The following is a 19,187-nucleotide window of genomic DNA, read 5'->3' on the forward strand; positions in this document are numbered from 1 at the left end:
GGTAGCTTTTTTTCGTTCCGGATCAGATTCCGTCCTCCACAACGCCGCCCGAGTTTTGCGAGCCGGCCGAGCCGCCGGCGCCTGCCGCAACATGGACGATGACAGGCTGCGCTCTGTACGTGTCATGCGTAATTTTTTCGCGGGAGACCTGCTTGCCGTCTTTGAACATGGTGCGGTACGTATCGACGACATAACCAACGGAGCCCTTCTGAACGGTAACGCTTTGTCCGGCGCCAAGCGTTTTATCCGTTACCTTTTGTACCGCAGGCTGCACGGTCTTGACCAGAACCGAATCAATATCGTAGCGGATGTTGTCCGGCATCGTGCCAAATAATTTTACCGTCAGCTTGCGGTTCTCTACTACTGTGCGGATAATCAGCTTTTTGCCGGTGGAGTTCCGGAAGCGGAAGTCGATTGAACCGGAAGCGAAAGTTGCATCCTGGCCTTTAGGCAGATAGGAGACCGGGAGGGAGTGGTTGCGACGCTCGACGATATCGATACCCGCCGTGCGGATAATCGCATTGTACAGCGTACTCGACACCTGACAGATCCCGCCGCCGATGCCCGGCACCAGCTTGCCGTTAGAAATAACCGGCGCTTCCTTGTAGCCGAATTCCTTTTCTGTTTTTGCTACAACATCGCCGTAAGAGAACACTTCGCCGGGTTCCAGCACCCAATCATTTAACGCTTTCGCCGTGGAGGTCACGTTGTAGGCCCGGCCCTCCGCGCTGGTTGAGAAGTCGGTCGTTAACTCCATGATTTTGCGGTCGATGCCTTCAGCCTTCAGTTTCTCCAGCGTGATGTCCGGATGAACGGTCTTCACGCCAAGCTGAACGGACAACTTCTGTTCCGGCTGACCGCCAAGTTGGTTGTCAGGCACGATGATCCATGAAGCCACCTGCTTCTCGAGCGGCTCAACGTCGATCCGGTAGGCTTCCGTATGCGGCGTATAGACCACCTTGTCGTTATTGGTTATTGTCCTTGTTGCGTTTGCAGGCTCATTTGAATCGATCCAATCCCATTGTGCGCGTACGAGTTTGTCAAAGACGGCGGGGTCATAGGTTTGCTTCAGTTCAAATGAGGTAGGGAAGTGATAGCGGAACTTCGCCCGGGTCCATGCATTTCCCGTACGGAGCTTTTTGAGCTCGGTTTTTACCCCTGCGAACTCCGCCTTGTAGCCGATCTCGGCAGCTTTCCATTCCTTGTTGCCCTCCGCTTTCGCCGCGGCGTTGCCTTCCACCGTAACGGTCCGGCTCTCCAGCATTTGCTCATATTGATCAAGCTTTGTCAGCGCATCGTCAACCGGCATTCCCCCGATATCCACGCCCCCGGCCATTACCTTCTCTGGAACCGTATCCTGCCCGGCATAATAGGACAGGGCGCCATAGCCGACAGTTCCGATCAGCAGCAGCGCAAAAATAATAATCAACCATAAGTGCAGCTTTTTCACCATTGAAAGACCACCCTTTCCTCTCAAAAATGACAGTGTTTCATGTATATGCAATGGACAGGAACGACTTGTCATTTGCTTTACATTCATCTCTTTCGCCATCAGGCGACAAGGGCGTTTTGTCGAAAAAATGCCAACAAACCGCGCCAATTCGGGCTCCAAAACCTTTATGAGAATTGTGAAAAATGAAGAAATAAGACCCAATGTGAAGGATTTGGTATATCTTTGTCGAATAACTAATTTTGATAAAAAACAGGATGTGATAATGTTGATAGAGATGCAAGACATATGGAAGACTTACACCGACGGTACTCACGCCCTGCGCGGCGTATCTGTCCGCATAGATCGCAACGAATTCGTCTACCTCGTTGGCCCTTCCGGCGCCGGCAAATCCACGTTTATGAAACTGATCTACCGTGAGGAAGTGCCGACCAAAGGCCAACTGTCCGTCAACGGTTTCAATATAGGCAAGCTAAAGCCTCGCAAAATCCCTTACGTCAGACGAAACATAGGCGTTATTTTTCAAGATTTCCGACTCCTTCCGAAGTTGACCGTGTACGAAAACGTCGCCTTCGCGATGGAAGTAATCGAAGCGCCCCGCCGTCTCATCAAGAAACGGACGATGGAAGTGCTCGATCTGGTCGGACTTAAACATAAGCATGCCAGCTTGCCGGCTCAACTGTCCGGCGGCGAGCAACAGCGCGTTGCGATCGCGCGCGCGATCGTGAACAACCCGACTGTCATCGTAGCGGACGAGCCGACCGGCAACCTGGATCCCGAGACATCCTGGGGCATTATGAATCTGCTCGAGGAGATTAACTTCCGGGGAGCAACGATCGTAATGGCTACCCACAACAAAGAGATCGTGAACACGATGCGCAAACGCGTTATCGCCATCGAGAACGGCAACATCGCCCGCGATGAAGCAAGAGGGGAGTACGGGTATGAAACTTAGTACGCTGCTCCGGCATCTTCGCGAAGGCTTCAAGAACATCATCCGGAACGGCTGGATGTCCTTTGCTTCCATCAGCTCGATCTTTTTCTCGTTATTCCTATTGGGCGTATTCGTTCTGCTAGCGCTCAACATCAACAGCATGGCTTCCAACATCGAGAGCCAGGTGCAAATCCGCGTCTACCTGCAGACGGATATCGACCAGCAGAAAGCGAATCAGCTGGAGAACAAAATCCGCAAGCTGTCCGACGTAAGCAAAGTCGAGTTTGTATCCAAGGAGAAAGGTCTTGAACTGCTCCGCAAAAACCTCGGCAAAGACGGCGACGCGCTGCTTGACGGTTACGACCAAGCGAGCAACCCGCTGCCGGATTCCTTCACCGTTGAGGTGTTTGATCCGCAGAACATTGCGGCAACGGCAAGCCAGATTACGGCGCTCAACAACGGAGACGAGACAAAGCCGATCACAAGCGTGAAATACGGACAAGGCACCGTTGAGAAAATGTTCAAGATTACGAACGCCATCCGCAACATTGGTCTTATTGTCGTTATTGGCCTTGGGGTTACGGCGATGTTCCTGATCTCGACGACGATCAAAATGACGATTCTGGCAAGACGCCGCGAGATTGGCATCATGAAGCTGGTCGGAGCGACGAATTCTTTTATCCGCTGGCCGTTTTTCGTTGAAGGTGCTTTGATCGGCATCGTGGCTTCGGGCATTACGACGGTCGTTGTTCTGATGGCTTATTCGGAGCTCGTGCGGCTTAATGAAGTAGAGCTGGGACTGCTCATGATCAAGCTCATCCCGGTTGCGGATTGCGGTTGGAAAATCGCAACGCTGCTTATTGGCCTCGGCAGCCTGCTCGGGGTGTGGGGAAGTGTAATTTCGGTACGTAAATATTTGAAAGTGTAGGTGACCCCTCAGGTGAAGAAAAAACTATTTATCGTCATAACGATGTTGACTGTATTTATGTTGCAGCCTGTTGGCGGAAATGCCGCATCTTCTATCGATAAAATCAACAAGGATCTTGCCGCGGCAAAGAAACAGATCGAGCAGGCGCAACAAAGCGCTAAAAACGCCGATCAACAGAAGGCTAATATTTCCGTTAAAAAAGAAGATGCCCAGCAAGCGATTATGAAGCTTAACGAGCAACTCGACAACGTCACGGACAACATGAATTACGTGCAAGGCCAAGTAGACTCCAAGGAAGTAGAGCTCAAGAAGGCCGGCAAAGAACTCGACAAGGCCGAAGAGCAGGTAAAGGACCGGAATGAGCTGCTCCAATCCCGCCTGAAGCTGATGTACGAGAATGGCGCCGTTTCTTATCTGGAAGTGCTCTTCAGCGCAACAAGCTTCTCCGATTTCATTGACCGGTTCGATTCGTTGCACTCCATCCTTAGCCAGGACCGCACGATTCTCGAACAGCATAAGAAAGACAAAGCGCTGGTTGAAGAGAAGAAGGCGAACGTGGAGACTGCCCTCGGCGAAGTGAAGACGATGTATACGAAGCTGCAATCGTACAAGTCGGAGCTTGACCAGAAGGAAGAGGAAAAGGAAACTTTAATCGCCCAATACAACGATCAAATCGAAGAGCTTGAAGATATTAGCGAAGAGCAAGAGCAGCTGCTGCTTGCGCTCGCCAAGAAAGTATCGGATTTGAACAAGAAGAAAAACGCGATCAAGAAGCCTTTCTCCGGCGGTAAGCTGGGAATGCCGCTTCGCAGCAACTACCGGATCAGCTCGAACTTTGGTTACCGGATTCATCCGATTACCCATGTAAGAAAGCTGCATGCGGGGATTGACTTCGCCGTACCGCAAGGAACGGACGTGTACGCTGCCGAATCCGGCGTTGTTATCGTAGCTCAAGCTTGGAGCGGCTATGGCAATACGGTTGTCATCGACCATGGTAACGGACTATGGACATTGTACGGCCATCTGCGCAATGGGGGAATCATGGTTAAAACCGGCCAAAGCGTGAAAAAAGGCGAGAAAGTTGCGGAATCCGGCAATACGGGCGATTCGACAGGACCGCATCTTCACTTCGAGGTTCGTAAGAATGAAGTAGCGGTTGATCCCGCAGGATACTTGAAATAAGGTTGAAACCGATAATGAAGGCATACGAGGGAGGCGGAAGATAGTCCGCCATTCCAACCGTATGCCTTCTCCTTATTAGGAAGAAGTTGCAAATAAATATGGACAGCTTATCATATACTAATAAGGTTCGCGAAAAACAGTGGTCAGATGATAAGGTGGTGTCGAACGTGTATTTTAAAGGAAGAACCGTCGTTGTCCTGTTGCTGATGACAATGGTAGCTTCGGTGCTTGTAACGCTCTCCATAGGCGATCAAATACCGACAAGCGGCAAGCGGGCATCCGTATCTGCGGCTGCGGCGAGCGACCGGAACGGTCTAAGCGCGAAGGAAGAATCCAAAATCAATGCGGTTCTCGGTTTAATTGAAACCAAATATTTTAAGGACATTGACCGGGACGAGCTGGTTGACGGAGCGGTTAGAGGCATGATGGAATCGCTCGATGATCCTTATTCGGTTTATATGGAGAAGGATGTGGCCAAGCAGTTCTCCGAGTCGATTGAAGGGTCGTTCTCCGGCATAGGAGCAGAAGTTACGCTTGAGAAGGGCAAAGTTGTCGTTGTTGCTCCGATCAAGGGCTCGCCGGCGGAGAAGGCCGGATTGCTCGCGAAAGATATCGTATTGTCGGTGAATGGCGATAAGCTGGACGGACTTACGCTAAACGATGCGGTTGGGAAGATTCGCGGCCCCAAAGGGACCAAAGCGAAACTTCGGATTGAGCGGTCCGGCAATACCCAGCCGATTGATCTGATTCTCGTCCGCGATGATATTGACGTGGAGACGGTATATGCCAATCTGCGCGATGATGGCGTAGGGGTTATCGAGATCCGCCAGTTCTCCCTGAATACGGCCGACCGGTTCAAGGAAGAACTGGCCAAGCTGGAGAAGCAGGGGATGAAAGGCCTTGTCATAGACGTGCGCAATGATCCGGGCGGCGTGCTGCCTGTTGTTGTGGAGATCGCCCAACAGTTTATTCCGAAAGGCGAGACGATCGTTCAGGTCGAAGACCGCGATGGTCACCGCGACAAAACAACTTCGCAAGGCGGCGGCAAAGACTATCCGATTGCGGTATTGATGAATAAAGGCAGCGCCAGCGCGTCGGAAATTCTGGCAGGGGCATTGCAGGAGCGGGCTGGAGCTACGCTAGTCGGAGAGACCTCCTACGGCAAAGGAACCGTACAGGTCAGCTATAACAAAACGCTTGGCGACGGCAGTCTGGTGAAGATGACGATCGCGAAATGGCTAACGCCGGATGGCAATTGGATTCATCAGAAGGGGATCAAGCCTAATGTTGAAGTACAGCCTCCCAAGCTGTATACGGTAGCTAGATTTTCGCTGACGGATACGTTGCGCAAAGATATGATCGGCGAGCAAATCCGCAACGCGCAAGTTATGTTGTCCGGCCTTGGTTACACGACGCAGCGCGAGGACGGGTACTACAACGCCGAGACCGAGCAGGCTGTAAGAACGTTCCAAACCGATGCGGGACTTCCGGTTACGGGCGAGCTTGATGCCAAGACGGCCGGCGCTCTTGAGCAGGCGGTCGTGAAATGGATTAAAGACAATAAGAACGATAAACAGCTGCTGGAAGCAATCAAAACGGTCAGCAGGAAATAAAGAGGAACTGTCGAATTTATAAAAGGTTGGCTCTTCTTTTCAGGAGTCAGCCTTTTATTTTGCGAATAGATGGGAGTGTAGCGATTGGATGCAGCCAATGCTTTACTAGATCAGTTTGGCACGGCGTTTGTACATTTGCTGGCGCAGCCTTTTTATTATATTGCGGTATTATTTATAATCTTGCAGTACACGAGGCAAATCAGCCTTGAAAGGCGAATGTTCGCCGTACGGTTGCATATATGGCCGCGATTAGTAGCGAAGGCGATGCTGGTAGGCTTAGTAGCCGGATTACTTGCTTCCGTTGTTGGAGCGTTTATTGGAATTAGTTTGACCGGGGACGCGGTATTGTGGCTATGGGGATCGGCTGCCGTATTGCTGGTGTTTCGGATTCGCTATTTATGTTTTGCTTACGGGGCGGGCGTTCTCGCGCTTCTGCAATGGATGATCGGGTTTACGCCGCTTGAAGACAATGGCGGCTGGATTGGAGATATGGCTAGTTCCCTTGCGGGTTTGGATATGCCGGGCATTCTGGTGCTGGTGGCGCTGCTTCATCTGGTGGAAGCTTTCCTTGTTCGCAGGCAAGGGGACAAGCTGGCTACCCCGCTGTTCGTAGAAGGCAAACGGGGCAAGCTGGTCGGCGGATACATGCTGCAGGGCTTTTGGCCGGTTCCGATGCTGCTGCTTGTACCCGCGGCGGGGAGCGCTTCCGCGGTAGATCTGCCTTGGACGCCATTGTTTGGCGGGGATTGGACGCAAGGCTGGAGCGTTGTGGCGCTGCCGATGATTATCGGCTTCAGCGAAATGACGCGGACGATGCTGCCAAGCGCGAAGGCGCGCCATGCAGCCAAAGGACTATTGTGGTACAGCTTGCTGCTGACCGGAGCGGCTTTGCTCGCTTGGTGGCTGCCGGCCTTGCTGCCGGTCGCCGCATTATGTTCGCTGCTGATGCACGAGGCGATCATCTGGCGCAGCCGCGTTGTGGAATCGGCGCAAAGTCCGCTGTACGTGAACGACCAGCGCGGCCTTCGCATTCTTGGCATTGTACCTGGCACGCCGGCAGAAGCGATGAAGCTTTCGCCCGGAGAGATCATAGCGAAAGTAAACGGAAATCGCGTATATTCGAAAGAAGATCTTCACGAATCGCTGCAGAACAATTCGGGGATGTATAAGCTGGAAGTGCTGAATCAAGAAGGCGAGATCAAGTTTGTTCAGCGGGCGAGATATGAAGGCGAACATCACCAACTCGGCGTGATTCTGTCCCCGGACGAGCGGGCGACGTACTACGCATCTTCGGAGGTGGCGACTTTGCTTGATCTGCTGCGCCGGGCAAGAACGGCCAAGCGGCGAGGCAGAGCATTTGTAGAGGAAGACGATACTACCGGAACGCTGAATGTTTAGATAAGAATAAGGGCTTTTCTTAGGCGGCTGCTTAGGGAAAGCCCTTCGATTTTATGTTTGCAACCTCCGTTATGGACGTCTATAATAAGAGGGGAACACACATTCGGATATGCTATATTCTTTGATATATTGACCATAATGATTGATGAGTAAGGGAAACGGGGTGGATGACGCAAGTGAGTGAGATTTCAGAACAATTGTTTCAATTAAAGTCCGACTACACGCCGCAAGGCGATCAGCCGAAGGCAATCAGACGGCTCGTTGAAGGCGTGGCTAACGGCGAAGCCAAGCAGACCTTGCTTGGCGCGACAGGTACGGGCAAGACATATACGATTGCCAATACGATCGCGGAGCTTAACCGGCCAACGCTCGTGATTGCCCATAACAAGACGCTCGCGGCACAGCTGTGCAGCGAGTTCAAAGAGTTTTTTCCGGACAATGCCGTAAGTTATTTTGTCAGCTATTATGATTATTTTCAGCCTGAGGCTTATATCCCGTCTACAGACACTTATATTGAGAAAGATTCCAGCATTAACGACGAGATCGACAAACTGCGCCACTCCGCGACCAGCTCGCTGTTCGAACGCAGGGACGTTATTATTGTAGCGAGTGTATCCTGTATTTACGGTCTCGGTTCGCCTTCCGAGTACGGCAGTTTGGTTCTGTCGCTTCGGGTGGGCATGGAGAAGTCCCGGGATACGATTCTTCATAAGCTGGTTGATATTCAGTACCAGCGCAATGATATTAACTTTATCCGCGGCACGTTCCGCGTGCGCGGCGATATTGTAGAGATTTTCCCGGTTGCCAATAATGAGCGGGCGATCCGGGTTGAGCTGTTTGGCGATGAGATTGAACGGATTACGGAAATCGATGTGCTTACCGGCGAGATTGTAAGCGAACGCGATCATGTTGCGATCTTCCCGGCGTCTCACTTCGTTACCCATGAAGAGACGATGAAGATTGCGCTTGGCAATATCGAGCGTGAACTAGAGGAACGTCTTGCGGAACTGCGCGAGGAAGGGAAGCTGTTGGAAGCTCAGCGCCTGGAGCAGCGTACGCGCTACGATCTCGAGATGATGGCGGAGATGGGCTTCTGCTCCGGCATTGAGAACTATTCGGGGCCGCTGACCTTCCGGGAACGCGGAGCAACGCCGTATACGCTGATGGATTATTTTCCGGATGACATGCTGATCGTCATAGACGAATCCCACGTTACCCTGCCGCAGATTAGGGCGATGTACAACGGTGACCGCGCGCGCAAGGAAATGCTCGTGAACCACGGCTTCCGTCTGCCGTCCGCGCTGGATAACCGTCCGCTCCGCTTCGAGGAATTCGAAGAGAAGGCCGGCCAGCAAATTTACGTGTCGGCAACGCCGGGACCTTATGAGCTGGAACACTGTCCAACGATGGTAGAACAAATTATCCGTCCGACAGGCCTGCTTGATCCGATTATTGACGTGCGTCCGACGAAAGGGCAAATCGATGATTTGTTAATCGAGATCCGCGACCGGATTGCCAAGGACGAACGGGTTCTTGTTACGACGCTCACGAAGAAGATGGCCGAAGATCTGACGGATTATTTCAAAGAGATTGGCATTAAAGTACGTTATTTGCACTCCGATATTAAGACGCTTGAGCGGATTGCGATTCTTCGGGATTTGCGGCTTGGTACGTTCCATGTCCTGGTGGGTATTAACCTGCTGAGGGAAGGGCTCGATTTGCCGGAAGTATCCCTAGTGGCGATCTTGGATGCGGACAAAGAAGGATTCCTTCGTTCCGAACGCTCGCTGATTCAGACCATTGGCCGGGCTGCGCGTAATAGTGAAGGCCGCGTAATCATGTACGGGGATAAAATTACCGACTCCATGGATAAGGCACTTAAGGAGACGGAGCGCCGCCGGACGATCCAAATTGCTTATAACGAAGAACATGGCGTTACGCCTCAGACAATCCGCAAGAAAGTGCATGACGATATAAAGGCAACAAAAGTAGCCGAGGAGAAGTCGGAGTATTTGACTGGCGTAGGAACCGGGAAGATGACGAAGAAGGAACGCCAGGCTTTGCTGCAAAGACTCGAGGCCGAGATGAAGGACGCGGCGAAAAACCTGCAGTTCGAGCGAGCTGCCGAGCTGCGTGACGCCTTGCTGGAACTGAAAGCGGAGATGGGTTAGAGACAAGGAATGGGAGGGACGTAAGAAGTGGCTAGCGATAAGATTGTAATCAAAGGGGCAAGAGCCCATAATTTGAAGAATATCGATGTTACGATACCCCGCGACAAATTTGTCGTGCTGACGGGACTTAGCGGCTCCGGGAAATCCTCGCTTGCTTTCGATACGATTTATGCCGAAGGCCAGCGCAGGTACGTGGAGTCGTTGTCCGCGTATGCACGGCAGTTTCTCGGGCAGATGGAGAAGCCGGATGTCGATTCCATCGACGGTTTGTCTCCGGCGATCTCGATCGACCAGAAGACCACGAGCCGCAACCCGCGTTCGACGGTTGGTACGGTAACCGAGATTTATGATTATTTGCGGTTGTTGTACGCACGGGTCGGAAGACCGCATTGCCCAGACCATGGCATTGAAATTACATCGCAGACTGTCGAGCAAATGGTTGACCGTATTATGGAATACCCGGAGCGGACAAAGATGCAAATCTTGGCTCCGCTTGTTTCCGGCCGCAAAGGCGAGCATACGAAGCTGCTTGCCGATATTCAGAAGCAAGGTTATGTTCGCGTACGCGTGAACGGCGAGCTTCGCGAGTTGAGCGAGAAGATCGAGTTAGAAAAGAACAAGAAACATAATATCGAGGTTGTTATCGACCGGATTGTCGTGAAGGCGGATATTCAAGGTCGTCTGGCGGACTCCTTGGAGACCGCGCTGAAGCTGGCCGACGGCCGCGTTATCGTAGATATTATCGACCAGGAGGAACTGCTCTTCAGCTCCAATCTGGCATGTCCGGAATGCGGATTCAGTATTGAAGAACTGGCTCCGCGCATGTTCTCTTTCAACAGCCCGTATGGCGCTTGCCCGGATTGCGACGGACTTGGCGTGAAGATGATCGTTGACCCGGATCTGCTAGTCCCGGATACAAGCAAAGCGATTAACGACGCCGCTTTTGAAGCATGGGCGGGAAGCACGTCGAATTATTATCCGCAATTCCTTAGCGCGGTTTGTCAGCATTATCATATCCCGCAGGATGTGCCGGTATCGGATCTGACTGCGGAACAAATGAAGACGCTGATGTACGGAACGGGAGGGGAGCGGGTCCGCTTCCTGTACGAGAACGACTTTGGCCATCGGAAGGAAGCGTTTGTTCCGTTTGAAGGGATTGTTCATAATCTGGAGCGCCGTTACCGCGAGACTGCCTCTGAGGGCATTCGCGAATATATTCAAGCCTATATGAGCGCGAAACCATGCGGAACTTGCAAAGGGCACCGTCTGAAGAAAGAAAGTCTGGCCGTTACGATTAACGAGAAGAACATCTCGTTTGTCACTTCGTTATCGATCGGCGAAGCGCAACGTTTCTTTGAATCGCTTGATTTGAATGAGAAAGAGCTCAAGATCGCGAATCTGATTCTGAAAGAAATCAACAGCCGTCTTGGATTCCTCGTGAACGTAGGTCTGGCTTACTTATCGATGAGCCGTGCAGCGGGAACATTGTCCGGTGGCGAGGCGCAACGGATTCGTTTGGCAACGCAGATCGGCTCCAGTCTGATGGGCGTCCTGTATATTTTGGACGAGCCGAGCATTGGCCTTCATCAGCGCGACAATGACCGTCTCATCCAGACGCTTGAGCATATGCGCAACTTAGGGAACACGCTTATTGTCGTTGAACATGACGAGGATACGATGTTGGCAGCCGATTATATTATCGATATTGGTCCAGGGGCGGGCATTCACGGCGGTATGGTAACCGCCGAAGGAACGCCGGAAGAGATTATGAAAGACGATAACTCGTTAACCGGACAATATTTGAGCGGCAAGAAGTTTATCGAAGTTCCGCTGGAACGCCGCAAGACCGGGGACAAATGGCTGGAGATTCGCGGTGCCAAGGAAAATAACCTTCGTGGCGTGAATGTGAAGATTCCGCTTGGCATCTTTACCGCCGTTACCGGCGTATCCGGTTCTGGCAAATCCACGCTTGTTAACGAGATTCTATATAAGACGCTTGCCCGCGATTTGAACAAGGCGAAAGTGCGTCCCGGCGAATATAAGGAATTGCGTGGTCTTGAACATCTGGAGAAAGTAATTGATATTGACCAGTCTCCGATTGGCCGTACTCCGCGTTCGAACCCGGCCACTTACACGGGCGTATTCGACGATGTACGCGATCTTTACTCCACGACTAACGAAGCGAAGGTCCGCGGCTACAAGAAAGGCCGGTTCAGCTTTAACGTCAAGGGCGGTCGTTGCGAAGCGTGCAGAGGCGATGGCATTATTAAGATCGAGATGCACTTCCTACCGGATGTCTACGTTCCTTGCGAGATTTGCAAAGGCAAACGTTATAACCGCGAGACGCTGGAAGTGAAGTACAAGAGCAAGAACATTGCCGAGGTACTGGAAATGACAATCGAAGATGCAACCAAGTTCTTTGAGAACATTCCTCGTATCCACCGGAAGCTGCAGACGCTGCTTGATGTAGGCCTTGGTTATATGACGTTGGGTCAGCCGGCAACTACCTTATCAGGCGGTGAAGCACAACGCGTCAAGCTGGCTTCCGAATTGTATCGGCGCAGTACCGGCAAGACGCTTTATATCCTTGATGAGCCTACAACCGGGCTTCATGTCGATGATATCGACCGCTTGCTTACCGTATTGCACCGATTGGTGGATTCCGGAGAGTCCGTCCTTGTTATCGAGCACAATCTTGACGTTATTAAGACGGCCGATTATCTGATTGACCTCGGTCCGGAAGGCGGTAACGGCGGCGGAGCAATCGTCGCTTCAGGTACGCCGGAAGCTGTCGTGAAGGTAGACGGTTCTTATACCGGCAAGTACTTGAAGCCGATTATGGAGCGTGACCGGGAACGTACGGTAAATAAGTATCGTGCAGCTGAGCCAAGCGTAGCGGCATCCGTTGTAGAATAAATTAGATGCAAAGAGACTATCCTTCATAAGTATGGGGGAGAGTCTCTTTTGCATAATGAGTTATAAATAGGGGTAGAGATGGACAAATTAACTTGCAGGATAGATGAATTTTCTCGTGCAAAATGTGGGAAAAGGTGACAAACTTGTTACGAATTCTGAATCGGACTTGCATCATTTGCCACTTGAAGATAACATAGAGGTAATATAGGCTACGTGCGAATAAAAGGGGGTCACTCGATGTTTTTGGCAGCAGAAGAAGCAGCTAAATCGACCAGTAACATCAATACATTTGACTGGTTTATGCTTGCATTTACCATTTTGATCTTGATCGGCTTTGTACGTTTGGTAACAGCCAGCCCTAAGAAAAATATCTTTGCAATCGGATTCACTACGGTATCGCTTGCCTTGTTCCTGTACATAGACTACATCATGATTGTTAAAGTTTGGATGGCATAACATACGAAAGCCTGCCGGCTCGCCCGGCAGGCTTTATTACTTAAATGCGCTGGTTCATTTTCCGAGAGGACAATGAACCAGCGCATTTTTATTTTGCTGCCGATTGACAGGAGAACGTTCATCCTTTAATATCTTATTTAATAATCATCTAATTAGATAAACGTTAAATTTGTTGAGTGGAAAGGAGTGAGAATGATAATGCAATTAGATAAGGTTGTAAATTACCATAAAGCGCTGGCAGACCCGACACGCATCCGATTGCTTATTTTACTGGCAGAAGGAGAGCTGAATGGCCAAGTATTAGCTGAGAAGCTTGGAGTAACGCCCGCTACCGTTACCCATCATGCGGCTAAACTTCGTGAAGCGAGCTTAATTAATGAGCGCCGAGACAAGAATACCATTTACTTCTCTTTGAACGATTACTTTATTAAGAACGGTTCACATGCAGCAGCAAACCTGATTTACCGGACATCCAACCAGAAGGGAGGAGAAGAACAAATGAATGAGGAACTCGATCGCATGAAGAAGTCCGTCATCAAAAACTTCTTTACCGCTAACGGTCAGCTGAAGTCGATTCCGGCACAGCTCAAGAAGAAGCTTATTGTCCTCGAGTATATGGTTTCCCAGCTCGAGAAGGGGCGTAAGTACACGGAGAAAGAATTGAACGAATTCATCAAAGGTTTCCACCAAGATTTCGCAACGATCCGCCGCGAATTTATTATGCATCAATTCATGTTCCGCGAGAGCGAAATCTACGAGCTTAACCCCCAGGAGATTTGGGCGAAGTGGGACTCGTTGTCTTAAATTACGTTGTGATGCAGGTGAACTGATCAATGAGTATCACTTTCTTTCTTGTCAGACATGCGTTAAAAGAAAAGGCCATTGGTGATGTTACGCTTACAGATGAGGGGATAAAGCAAGCGGCATCTACAGCGAAACATTTCAAGTATCTGCCTGTTACAGCGATCTATTCCAGTCCGCTTCGAAGAGCTAAAGAAACCGCTGAATGTATTGCGCACACGAATAAATTGCAAGTAGCGGTCGACGATCGTTTGCGTGAACGCGCAAATTGGGGAGATCTTCAAGGACAAACATTTGAAGAGTTTATTGCCATGTGGGAGCGTGGCACGTACGAACCAGAATATATCCCGCCTATAGGCGACACGTCAAAGCAGGCCGGAGAACGATTAGCCTTGTTAATAACGCAGTTAGCAGGAGAACATCCTTCCCAAAGTAATGTTGTATTGGTGACTCATGGCGGACTGATAACCGATTTTCTCGTACATCATTTTCCTAGCCACGAACTTAATGTTCTCCATCCTGACTTTGTTTCCGTCCAGAGCCAATTGATCCCGGAGTGTTCCGTAACCACTCTAAGCTATGATAGGGGTAGGTTCAACATAGTAGACTTTGCCTCCGTCGACCATTTGAATTAATTGTATTCAATTAAAACAGCCTGCCCGGCTTAAGCCAGGCAGGCTGTTTACGTCTACTCTAAATTAATTAGTTAAAAATATTGGAGCGTAGCAAGAGAATGATTTCTGGAGAAACGGAGTGTTCGCCTTTGACCGAGGATTTCCACCGCTATGCGGTTAATTCGAAGAAATACTCGGTCAACAGCGATCGGAAGAAACATTCTCTTGCGAAGCGCCGGATTTTTGACTAATTATACCCACCACATATCTCCAACAGGCTCTTTAATCAGAACTTGCTGCAGGTTTTGAACAGCTTTGGAGAAACCTTCTTCAACGGACATCAGGCCGTCTTCATGCTCAATGCTGACAACGTAGTCGTAACCAACAAGGCGCAGCGTGCTGATGATGTCTGCCCAAGTTTTCAGATCGTGACCGAAACCAACTGAGCGGAACTGCCAAGCGCGGTCCAGCATCAGAGTGTAGGACTGCATGTCCGTTACGCCGTGTTTGTTTACGTTGTTGTAGTCAATCGTTGTATCTTTTGCATGGAAGTGGTGGATCGCATTTTCGCGGCCCAGGATTTTGATCGCTTCAACAGGGTCAATACCTTGCCACCACATATGGGATGGGTCAAGGTTAGCGCCAATCGCGTTGCCAGCTGCTTCACGAAGGCGAAGCAGGGTAGCAGGCGTATGAACGGAGAAGCCACCATGCAGCTCGAGGCCGATTTTTACGCCGTTTTTCTCGGCAATACCGCCGATTTCAGACCAATATGGAATAACTTTTTTCTCCCATTGCCATGCGAGGATTTCTTGGAAATCGTTTGGCCATGGAGCAACCGGCCAGTTCGGATATTTAGCGTCCTCATGGTCGCCAGGGCAGCCGGAGAATGTATTAACAACCGGCACTTCCAGACGGTTAGCCAGTTCGATTGTTTTGCGGATCGTTGCGTCATCAGCGCTGGAGATCGCTTTTTGCGGGTGAAGCGGATTGGCATGGCAGCTCAGTGCGCTGATGATCAATCCACGCGATTCTACCGCATGTTTAAACGCTTTCAATTTACCTGCATCCGCAAGCAATGTATCGGGATCGCAATGCGCGTTACCCGGGTAACCGCCAGTACCGAGTTCAACGGCTTCAAGACCTTTGGCAGCGATATAGTCGAGAGCTTCTTCGAAAGGTTTTTGCGAGAAAAGTACAGCGAATACGCCTAATTTCATTTCTTATTACCTCCTAAGGTTTGGGTGATCCTATTATATCATTCTACTTCGCGGGATACCTCATTTTTGCAAAAGAAAAACCAAAATCGCATACAAACTAGGCAATTCAAATGAAAGCAGTTAAATCTAGCAGCCGAAGAGCCTGTTGAACGTGATTATATTAATGGACTCAACAAGTGCGAGGGTTTGAATATTTACAAAAAAATAATTAATAGATGAGCAATAAAGAACTTATGGCATCGTTCTATTTGAGTAGTTAAATTTTAGGTAAATAAAACCCATTTTTTTCTTGTTACCTAGTGCCTTTGCATGATACATTTAGAATGGATTTCCTATTAATGGATTCTTGTTTTTTATTGCTTCTGGGAGAGTGATAGAGTAGTGAAACGTAGTATGATTCGCGCTGGCGCCATCGTTCTTGCGGGAGGATTGCTGGTAGCCGGTTCAGCGTTTGCGGCGGGAACGGCAACAAGTCCCGGAACAATGAAGATGAGCGCGACCAAGATTAATGGAGAAGTGTATGTCAAGGCATCTTCGCTGACAAGCACGCTTGGCGGGACGGGGGCTTATGACGCATCATCAAAAACCTATACCTACACACCGGCTGCAGATGTTCCCTCCATTGTTAGCAAAGTGTCTCCATCTGTTGTAGGAATCATCGGGAAGCCGGAAGGCGGCGGCGATCAGCGATATGTACTGGCTCATGGGACAGGCGTCATTATGAAGTCGGACGGATGGATTTTGACCAACGCCCACGTGGTGAAGGACATGACGAACATTACGGTCGTGACAGCGGACGGGAAGCAGTATAGCGGAAAACGCAGCAATGTGGACGAAGTAAGCGACCTGGCACTTGTCAAAATCAACGCAACCAAGCTGCCCGCAGCAAAGTTTGCCGCATCGCCGCTGCAAGCAAAGGTCGGGGAGACGGTCATTGCGATCGGAACGCCAGTATCTTTCTCTCTTCGCAATACGGCAACTACGGGCGTGCTTAGCGGCATGAACCGCTCGGTATCTTCCTTCTATCGGTTGCTTCAAACGGATGCCGCCATTAACCCGGGGAATAGCGGCGGTCCGCTCGTGAATATGAAAGGCGAAGTGATCGGGATCAACTCCATGAAGTTTGTGGATGAAGGCATCGATAACATGGGCTTTTCCATTCCGATTGATACCGTTTCTTTCGTAACGGGACATTTCTTCAAATACGGGTATGTCAAACGTTCGTCCCTAGGTATCGGTCTGGAAGAAAGTTATGCGGCAATTGTTGGTCTGCCAACCGATGACGGCTTAACGGTCACATCCGTTAAATCTGATTCGGCTAAGAAGCTCGGCATTCAGGTGGGGGATATATTGTACTCCGTTGCCGGCCATCAGATTTCTTCTATTGTCGAGTTAAACGAGCTTTTGAAATCTTATTTACCCGGTCAGCAGATTGAAGTCACGATGATGATGGATGGCGATCTCGTTACCCGTAAGCTGACGCTAACGACGGCTTAATGATTCAATTATTAATAGGGAGAGTAGAGAGAATGAAGATGAAACGTTTTATGCTCATGCTAATTGCGGTGCTTCTAATCGGAACAATAGTACCGGCCGCAGCTTTTGCGGCAGACTCCGCGAGCAATGCCGTGGAAATCCGCCTGAAGACAGGCAGCACCAACGTAACGATTAACGGCAAACCATCTACCGTACAAGCTCCATTCGAGAAAAGCGGAACAACCATGGTGCCGCTCAGCATCATTACGAAAGCATTTGGCGCGAAGCTGAAGCTGCAGGACAATAAAATTATTACCCTCACTTATAACAACAAGACCGTTGTTGTAACGATTAACAGCAAGACTGTAAAAGTTAACGGCAAAGCGCAAACGGTTGCGGTTGCTCCGGTTGTCATCAAGGGCACTACGATGGTACCGGTACGCGTAATCGTGGAGGCTTTTGGAGCGAAGATCGGCAAAGACAAGAAAACAAACGAGATCGTCATTACGGGTACGCTGGCTCAATCGGGCAGCACCAATACGGGCGGCGGTTCAACTAACCTGGATCCCGATTATGGCAAAACGAAGTTTGGCGACAGCTACCTGGGCTGGACGATGAACTACCCGCCAGGGCTTGCGCTTGTGCAGCAAACGGATGACGGAACCTTTGCCATGTGGGGCAGCACAACGAGCGATTCCAGCGTTATCGTATCGACGGAGCATGTTGGGGACCAGCTGACGAGCAATGAGATCCGGGATAAGATGACGGTTAACTGGTTCGGCGACGATGAAGTGGTCATGGATAAACGCACGGTTACCGTTAATGGCCATAGCTTCGAGAAGATGGTAACCAGAACAACGAAACGCGGCATGATGTTTGAATACCGTGCGACGCAACAAGGCGAGACGCTGTATTACGTCATGGTGGGAGTAGCCGGAACCGAAAAGTCCGCTCTGGATCCGTACCAGTCCTTGCTGGACAGCTTTGTACCTTCCTTCAATAAAGCAGACAACACGATTAAAGACATCACCAAAGTGAAAGACGGCCTTATGTCCATCAATAACAAAGAGTTTGGTCTATCCTTGAAGCTGCCAGCAGGTTGGTACGGCGTTAAAGACAGCGCAAACCCAATCTACGTGAGCGAAGATGGATATTTCTCCTTCGGCATCTCATCGCTGAAAGACCAAGATACGGCTGAGCAATGGCTCGCTCGCGTTCAACAACAAATCCATGAGGATTTCCTGCCGAACTACATTAAGAATGAGAAAACGTCTAACGTCTCGATGAAAGACGGCAATGCTCTTGTATTATCTTATGAGTTCAGCTATGACCAAAAAGTATGGTATACCGCTAACGAAGTGTTCCTGGTTGTGGGCAACTACCGTTACGATCTGGATTTCAACTACGATTCCAAGCTTGGCGCCCAAGGCGATACGCTATTTAAATCAACAATGGCTACGGTGGACATCGATACGGCTTATGTGGAAAAGAACTACGGTCAAATCGAAGATGACTACGATAATATCGACCGTACGAACGTAATTACGAAAACAAGCAGCAAATATGGTTATTCTATCAGTCTGCCGGCCTATTGGTTAGGCGTGGATACCGACTTTAACCAAGAGATAGTAACTTATGTGAGCGATTATGGCCACATGGTTATTCAAGCGGTTGAAGATGCGAGTGCGGGAGCGGTATCCAGCGCCGTTCAGCAAGGCTTGCAGAAAGAGGGCTTTTCGGTTACCGGCAACACTTCCGTCAGCGTAGGCAACGCGGGGGCAAGCAAATTTACGGTTCACGAAACAACCGATGACGGCGTGCCGATTACGGAAGTCTTTTATTTTGTGCAAAGCAAAGGCAACACGCTTATGTTCGTATTTGGCATCAACGATGCGAATGCAACAACGGCAGCTTTGGACGGATTTGACACCATCGTTAAATCGATTAAGATCCTGTAATTCCAAACGCTTATATTAGAAAGAAGCCGCTTCTCTCAGGAGATACGGCTTCTTTTCTCTTCCTTGCAAG

General features: G+C 50.1%; 15 protein-coding genes. 13 read left to right on the forward strand and 2 right to left on the reverse strand.

The genetic code is table 11. The features are described from left to right. Positions 1–22 precede the first annotated feature (22 nt). Positions 23–1,453 (reverse strand): VanW family protein, encoded by a 1,431-nt coding sequence (locus tag QQK89_RS26230; RefSeq protein WP_284241712.1) that lies wholly within the window; start codon positions 1,451–1,453, stop codon positions 23–25. Positions 1,454–1,718: 265 nt separating this feature from the next. On the opposite strand from QQK89_RS26230, the gene ftsE reads away from it, so the two are divergent. The 11 genes from ftsE to QQK89_RS26285 all read left to right on the forward strand — a co-directional run bounded on the left by ftsE (position 1,719) and on the right by QQK89_RS26285 (position 14,714). Further along, positions 1,719–2,405 (forward strand): cell division ATP-binding protein FtsE, encoded by a 687-nt coding sequence (gene ftsE / locus QQK89_RS26235; RefSeq protein ID WP_284241733.1) that lies wholly within the window; start codon positions 1,719–1,721, stop codon positions 2,403–2,405. Further along, complete coding sequence (gene ftsX, locus QQK89_RS26240) at positions 2,395–3,312, forward strand: permease-like cell division protein FtsX (RefSeq protein ID WP_284241713.1); 918 nt, start codon at positions 2,395–2,397, stop codon at positions 3,310–3,312. The genes ftsE and ftsX overlap by 11 nt, the downstream gene beginning before the upstream one ends. 12 nt (positions 3,313–3,324) lie before the next feature. Further along, positions 3,325–4,494, forward strand: a complete 1,170-nt coding sequence (locus QQK89_RS26245) for a murein hydrolase activator EnvC family protein (protein WP_284241714.1) — start codon at positions 3,325–3,327, stop codon at positions 4,492–4,494. A 167-nt stretch (positions 4,495–4,661) separates the two neighbouring features. Next, positions 4,662–6,107 (forward strand): S41 family peptidase, encoded by a 1,446-nt coding sequence (locus tag QQK89_RS26250; RefSeq protein WP_284241715.1) that lies wholly within the window; start codon positions 4,662–4,664, stop codon positions 6,105–6,107. Between the two features lie 84 nt (positions 6,108–6,191). Beyond that, positions 6,192–7,505: a PDZ domain-containing protein gene (locus QQK89_RS26255; RefSeq protein WP_284241716.1), complete on the forward strand. Its 1,314-nt coding sequence runs from the start codon at positions 6,192–6,194 to the stop codon at positions 7,503–7,505. A gap of 167 nt (positions 7,506–7,672) precedes the next feature. Next, positions 7,673–9,676, forward strand: coding sequence for an excinuclease ABC subunit UvrB (gene uvrB, locus QQK89_RS26260; RefSeq protein ID WP_284241717.1), 2,004 nt, complete (start codon positions 7,673–7,675; stop codon positions 9,674–9,676). A gap of 27 nt (positions 9,677–9,703) precedes the next feature. Further along, complete coding sequence (gene uvrA, locus QQK89_RS26265; RefSeq protein WP_284241718.1) at positions 9,704–12,592, forward strand: excinuclease ABC subunit UvrA; 2,889 nt, start codon at positions 9,704–9,706, stop codon at positions 12,590–12,592. A gap of 237 nt (positions 12,593–12,829) precedes the next feature. After that, complete coding sequence (locus tag QQK89_RS26270; protein WP_284241719.1) at positions 12,830–13,048, forward strand: hypothetical protein; 219 nt, start codon at positions 12,830–12,832, stop codon at positions 13,046–13,048. Positions 13,049–13,246: 198 nt separating this feature from the next. Further along, positions 13,247–13,852 (forward strand): metalloregulator ArsR/SmtB family transcription factor, encoded by a 606-nt coding sequence (locus QQK89_RS26275; RefSeq protein ID WP_284241720.1) that lies wholly within the window; start codon positions 13,247–13,249, stop codon positions 13,850–13,852. Between the two features lie 29 nt (positions 13,853–13,881). Then, entirely contained in the window at positions 13,882–14,484 is a 603-nt protein-coding gene (locus tag QQK89_RS26280) for a histidine phosphatase family protein (RefSeq protein ID WP_284241721.1), read from the forward strand. A gap of 98 nt (positions 14,485–14,582) precedes the next feature. Beyond that, a complete protein-coding gene (locus tag QQK89_RS26285) occupies positions 14,583–14,714 on the forward strand; it encodes a hypothetical protein (RefSeq protein WP_284241722.1) in 132 nt (43 codons plus the stop codon). Here the strand turns inward: QQK89_RS26285 and QQK89_RS26290 are convergent, their stop codons facing one another. Then, on the reverse strand, positions 14,715–15,683 hold the full coding sequence (locus QQK89_RS26290; protein WP_284241723.1) for a sugar phosphate isomerase/epimerase family protein: 969 nt from the start codon (positions 15,681–15,683) through the stop codon (positions 14,715–14,717). Between the two features lie 381 nt (positions 15,684–16,064). Between QQK89_RS26290 and QQK89_RS26295 the strand changes: the two genes are divergently transcribed. Together QQK89_RS26295 and QQK89_RS26300 are read left to right on the forward strand one after the other, a co-directional pair. Next, positions 16,065–17,180, forward strand: a complete 1,116-nt coding sequence (locus QQK89_RS26295) for a S1C family serine protease (RefSeq protein ID WP_284241724.1) — start codon at positions 16,065–16,067, stop codon at positions 17,178–17,180. A gap of 32 nt (positions 17,181–17,212) precedes the next feature. After that, complete coding sequence (locus QQK89_RS26300; protein WP_284241725.1) at positions 17,213–19,117, forward strand: copper amine oxidase N-terminal domain-containing protein; 1,905 nt, start codon at positions 17,213–17,215, stop codon at positions 19,115–19,117. Positions 19,118–19,187 lie beyond the last annotated feature (70 nt).

It is taken from the genome of Paenibacillus glycanilyticus (assembly GCF_030161375.1).
In the GTDB taxonomy this organism is placed as follows: domain Bacteria; phylum Bacillota; class Bacilli; order Paenibacillales; family Paenibacillaceae; genus Pristimantibacillus; species Pristimantibacillus glycanilyticus_B.

Excerpts from the sequence above, each read along its gene's own strand:
- QQK89_RS26230 (WP_284241712.1), bottom strand. The coding sequence starts at position 1,453 with ATGGTGAAAAAGCTGCACTTATGGTTGATTATTATTTTTGCGCTGCTG.
- ftsX (WP_284241713.1), top strand. The coding sequence starts at position 2,395 with ATGAAACTTAGTACGCTGCTCCGGCATCTTCGCGAAGGCTTCAAGAAC.
- uvrB (WP_284241717.1), top strand. The coding sequence starts at position 7,673 with ATGACGCAAGTGAGTGAGATTTCAGAACAATTGTTTCAATTAAAGTCC.
- QQK89_RS26270 (WP_284241719.1), top strand. The coding sequence starts at position 12,830 with ATGTTTTTGGCAGCAGAAGAAGCAGCTAAATCGACCAGTAACATCAAT.
- QQK89_RS26275 (WP_284241720.1), top strand. The coding sequence starts at position 13,247 with ATGCAATTAGATAAGGTTGTAAATTACCATAAAGCGCTGGCAGACCCG.
- QQK89_RS26280 (WP_284241721.1), top strand. The coding sequence starts at position 13,882 with ATGAGTATCACTTTCTTTCTTGTCAGACATGCGTTAAAAGAAAAGGCC.
- QQK89_RS26285 (WP_284241722.1), top strand. The coding sequence starts at position 14,583 with ATGATTTCTGGAGAAACGGAGTGTTCGCCTTTGACCGAGGATTTCCAC.
- QQK89_RS26290 (WP_284241723.1), bottom strand. The coding sequence starts at position 15,683 with ATGAAATTAGGCGTATTCGCTGTACTTTTCTCGCAAAAACCTTTCGAA.
- QQK89_RS26300 (WP_284241725.1), top strand. The coding sequence starts at position 17,213 with ATGAAGATGAAACGTTTTATGCTCATGCTAATTGCGGTGCTTCTAATC.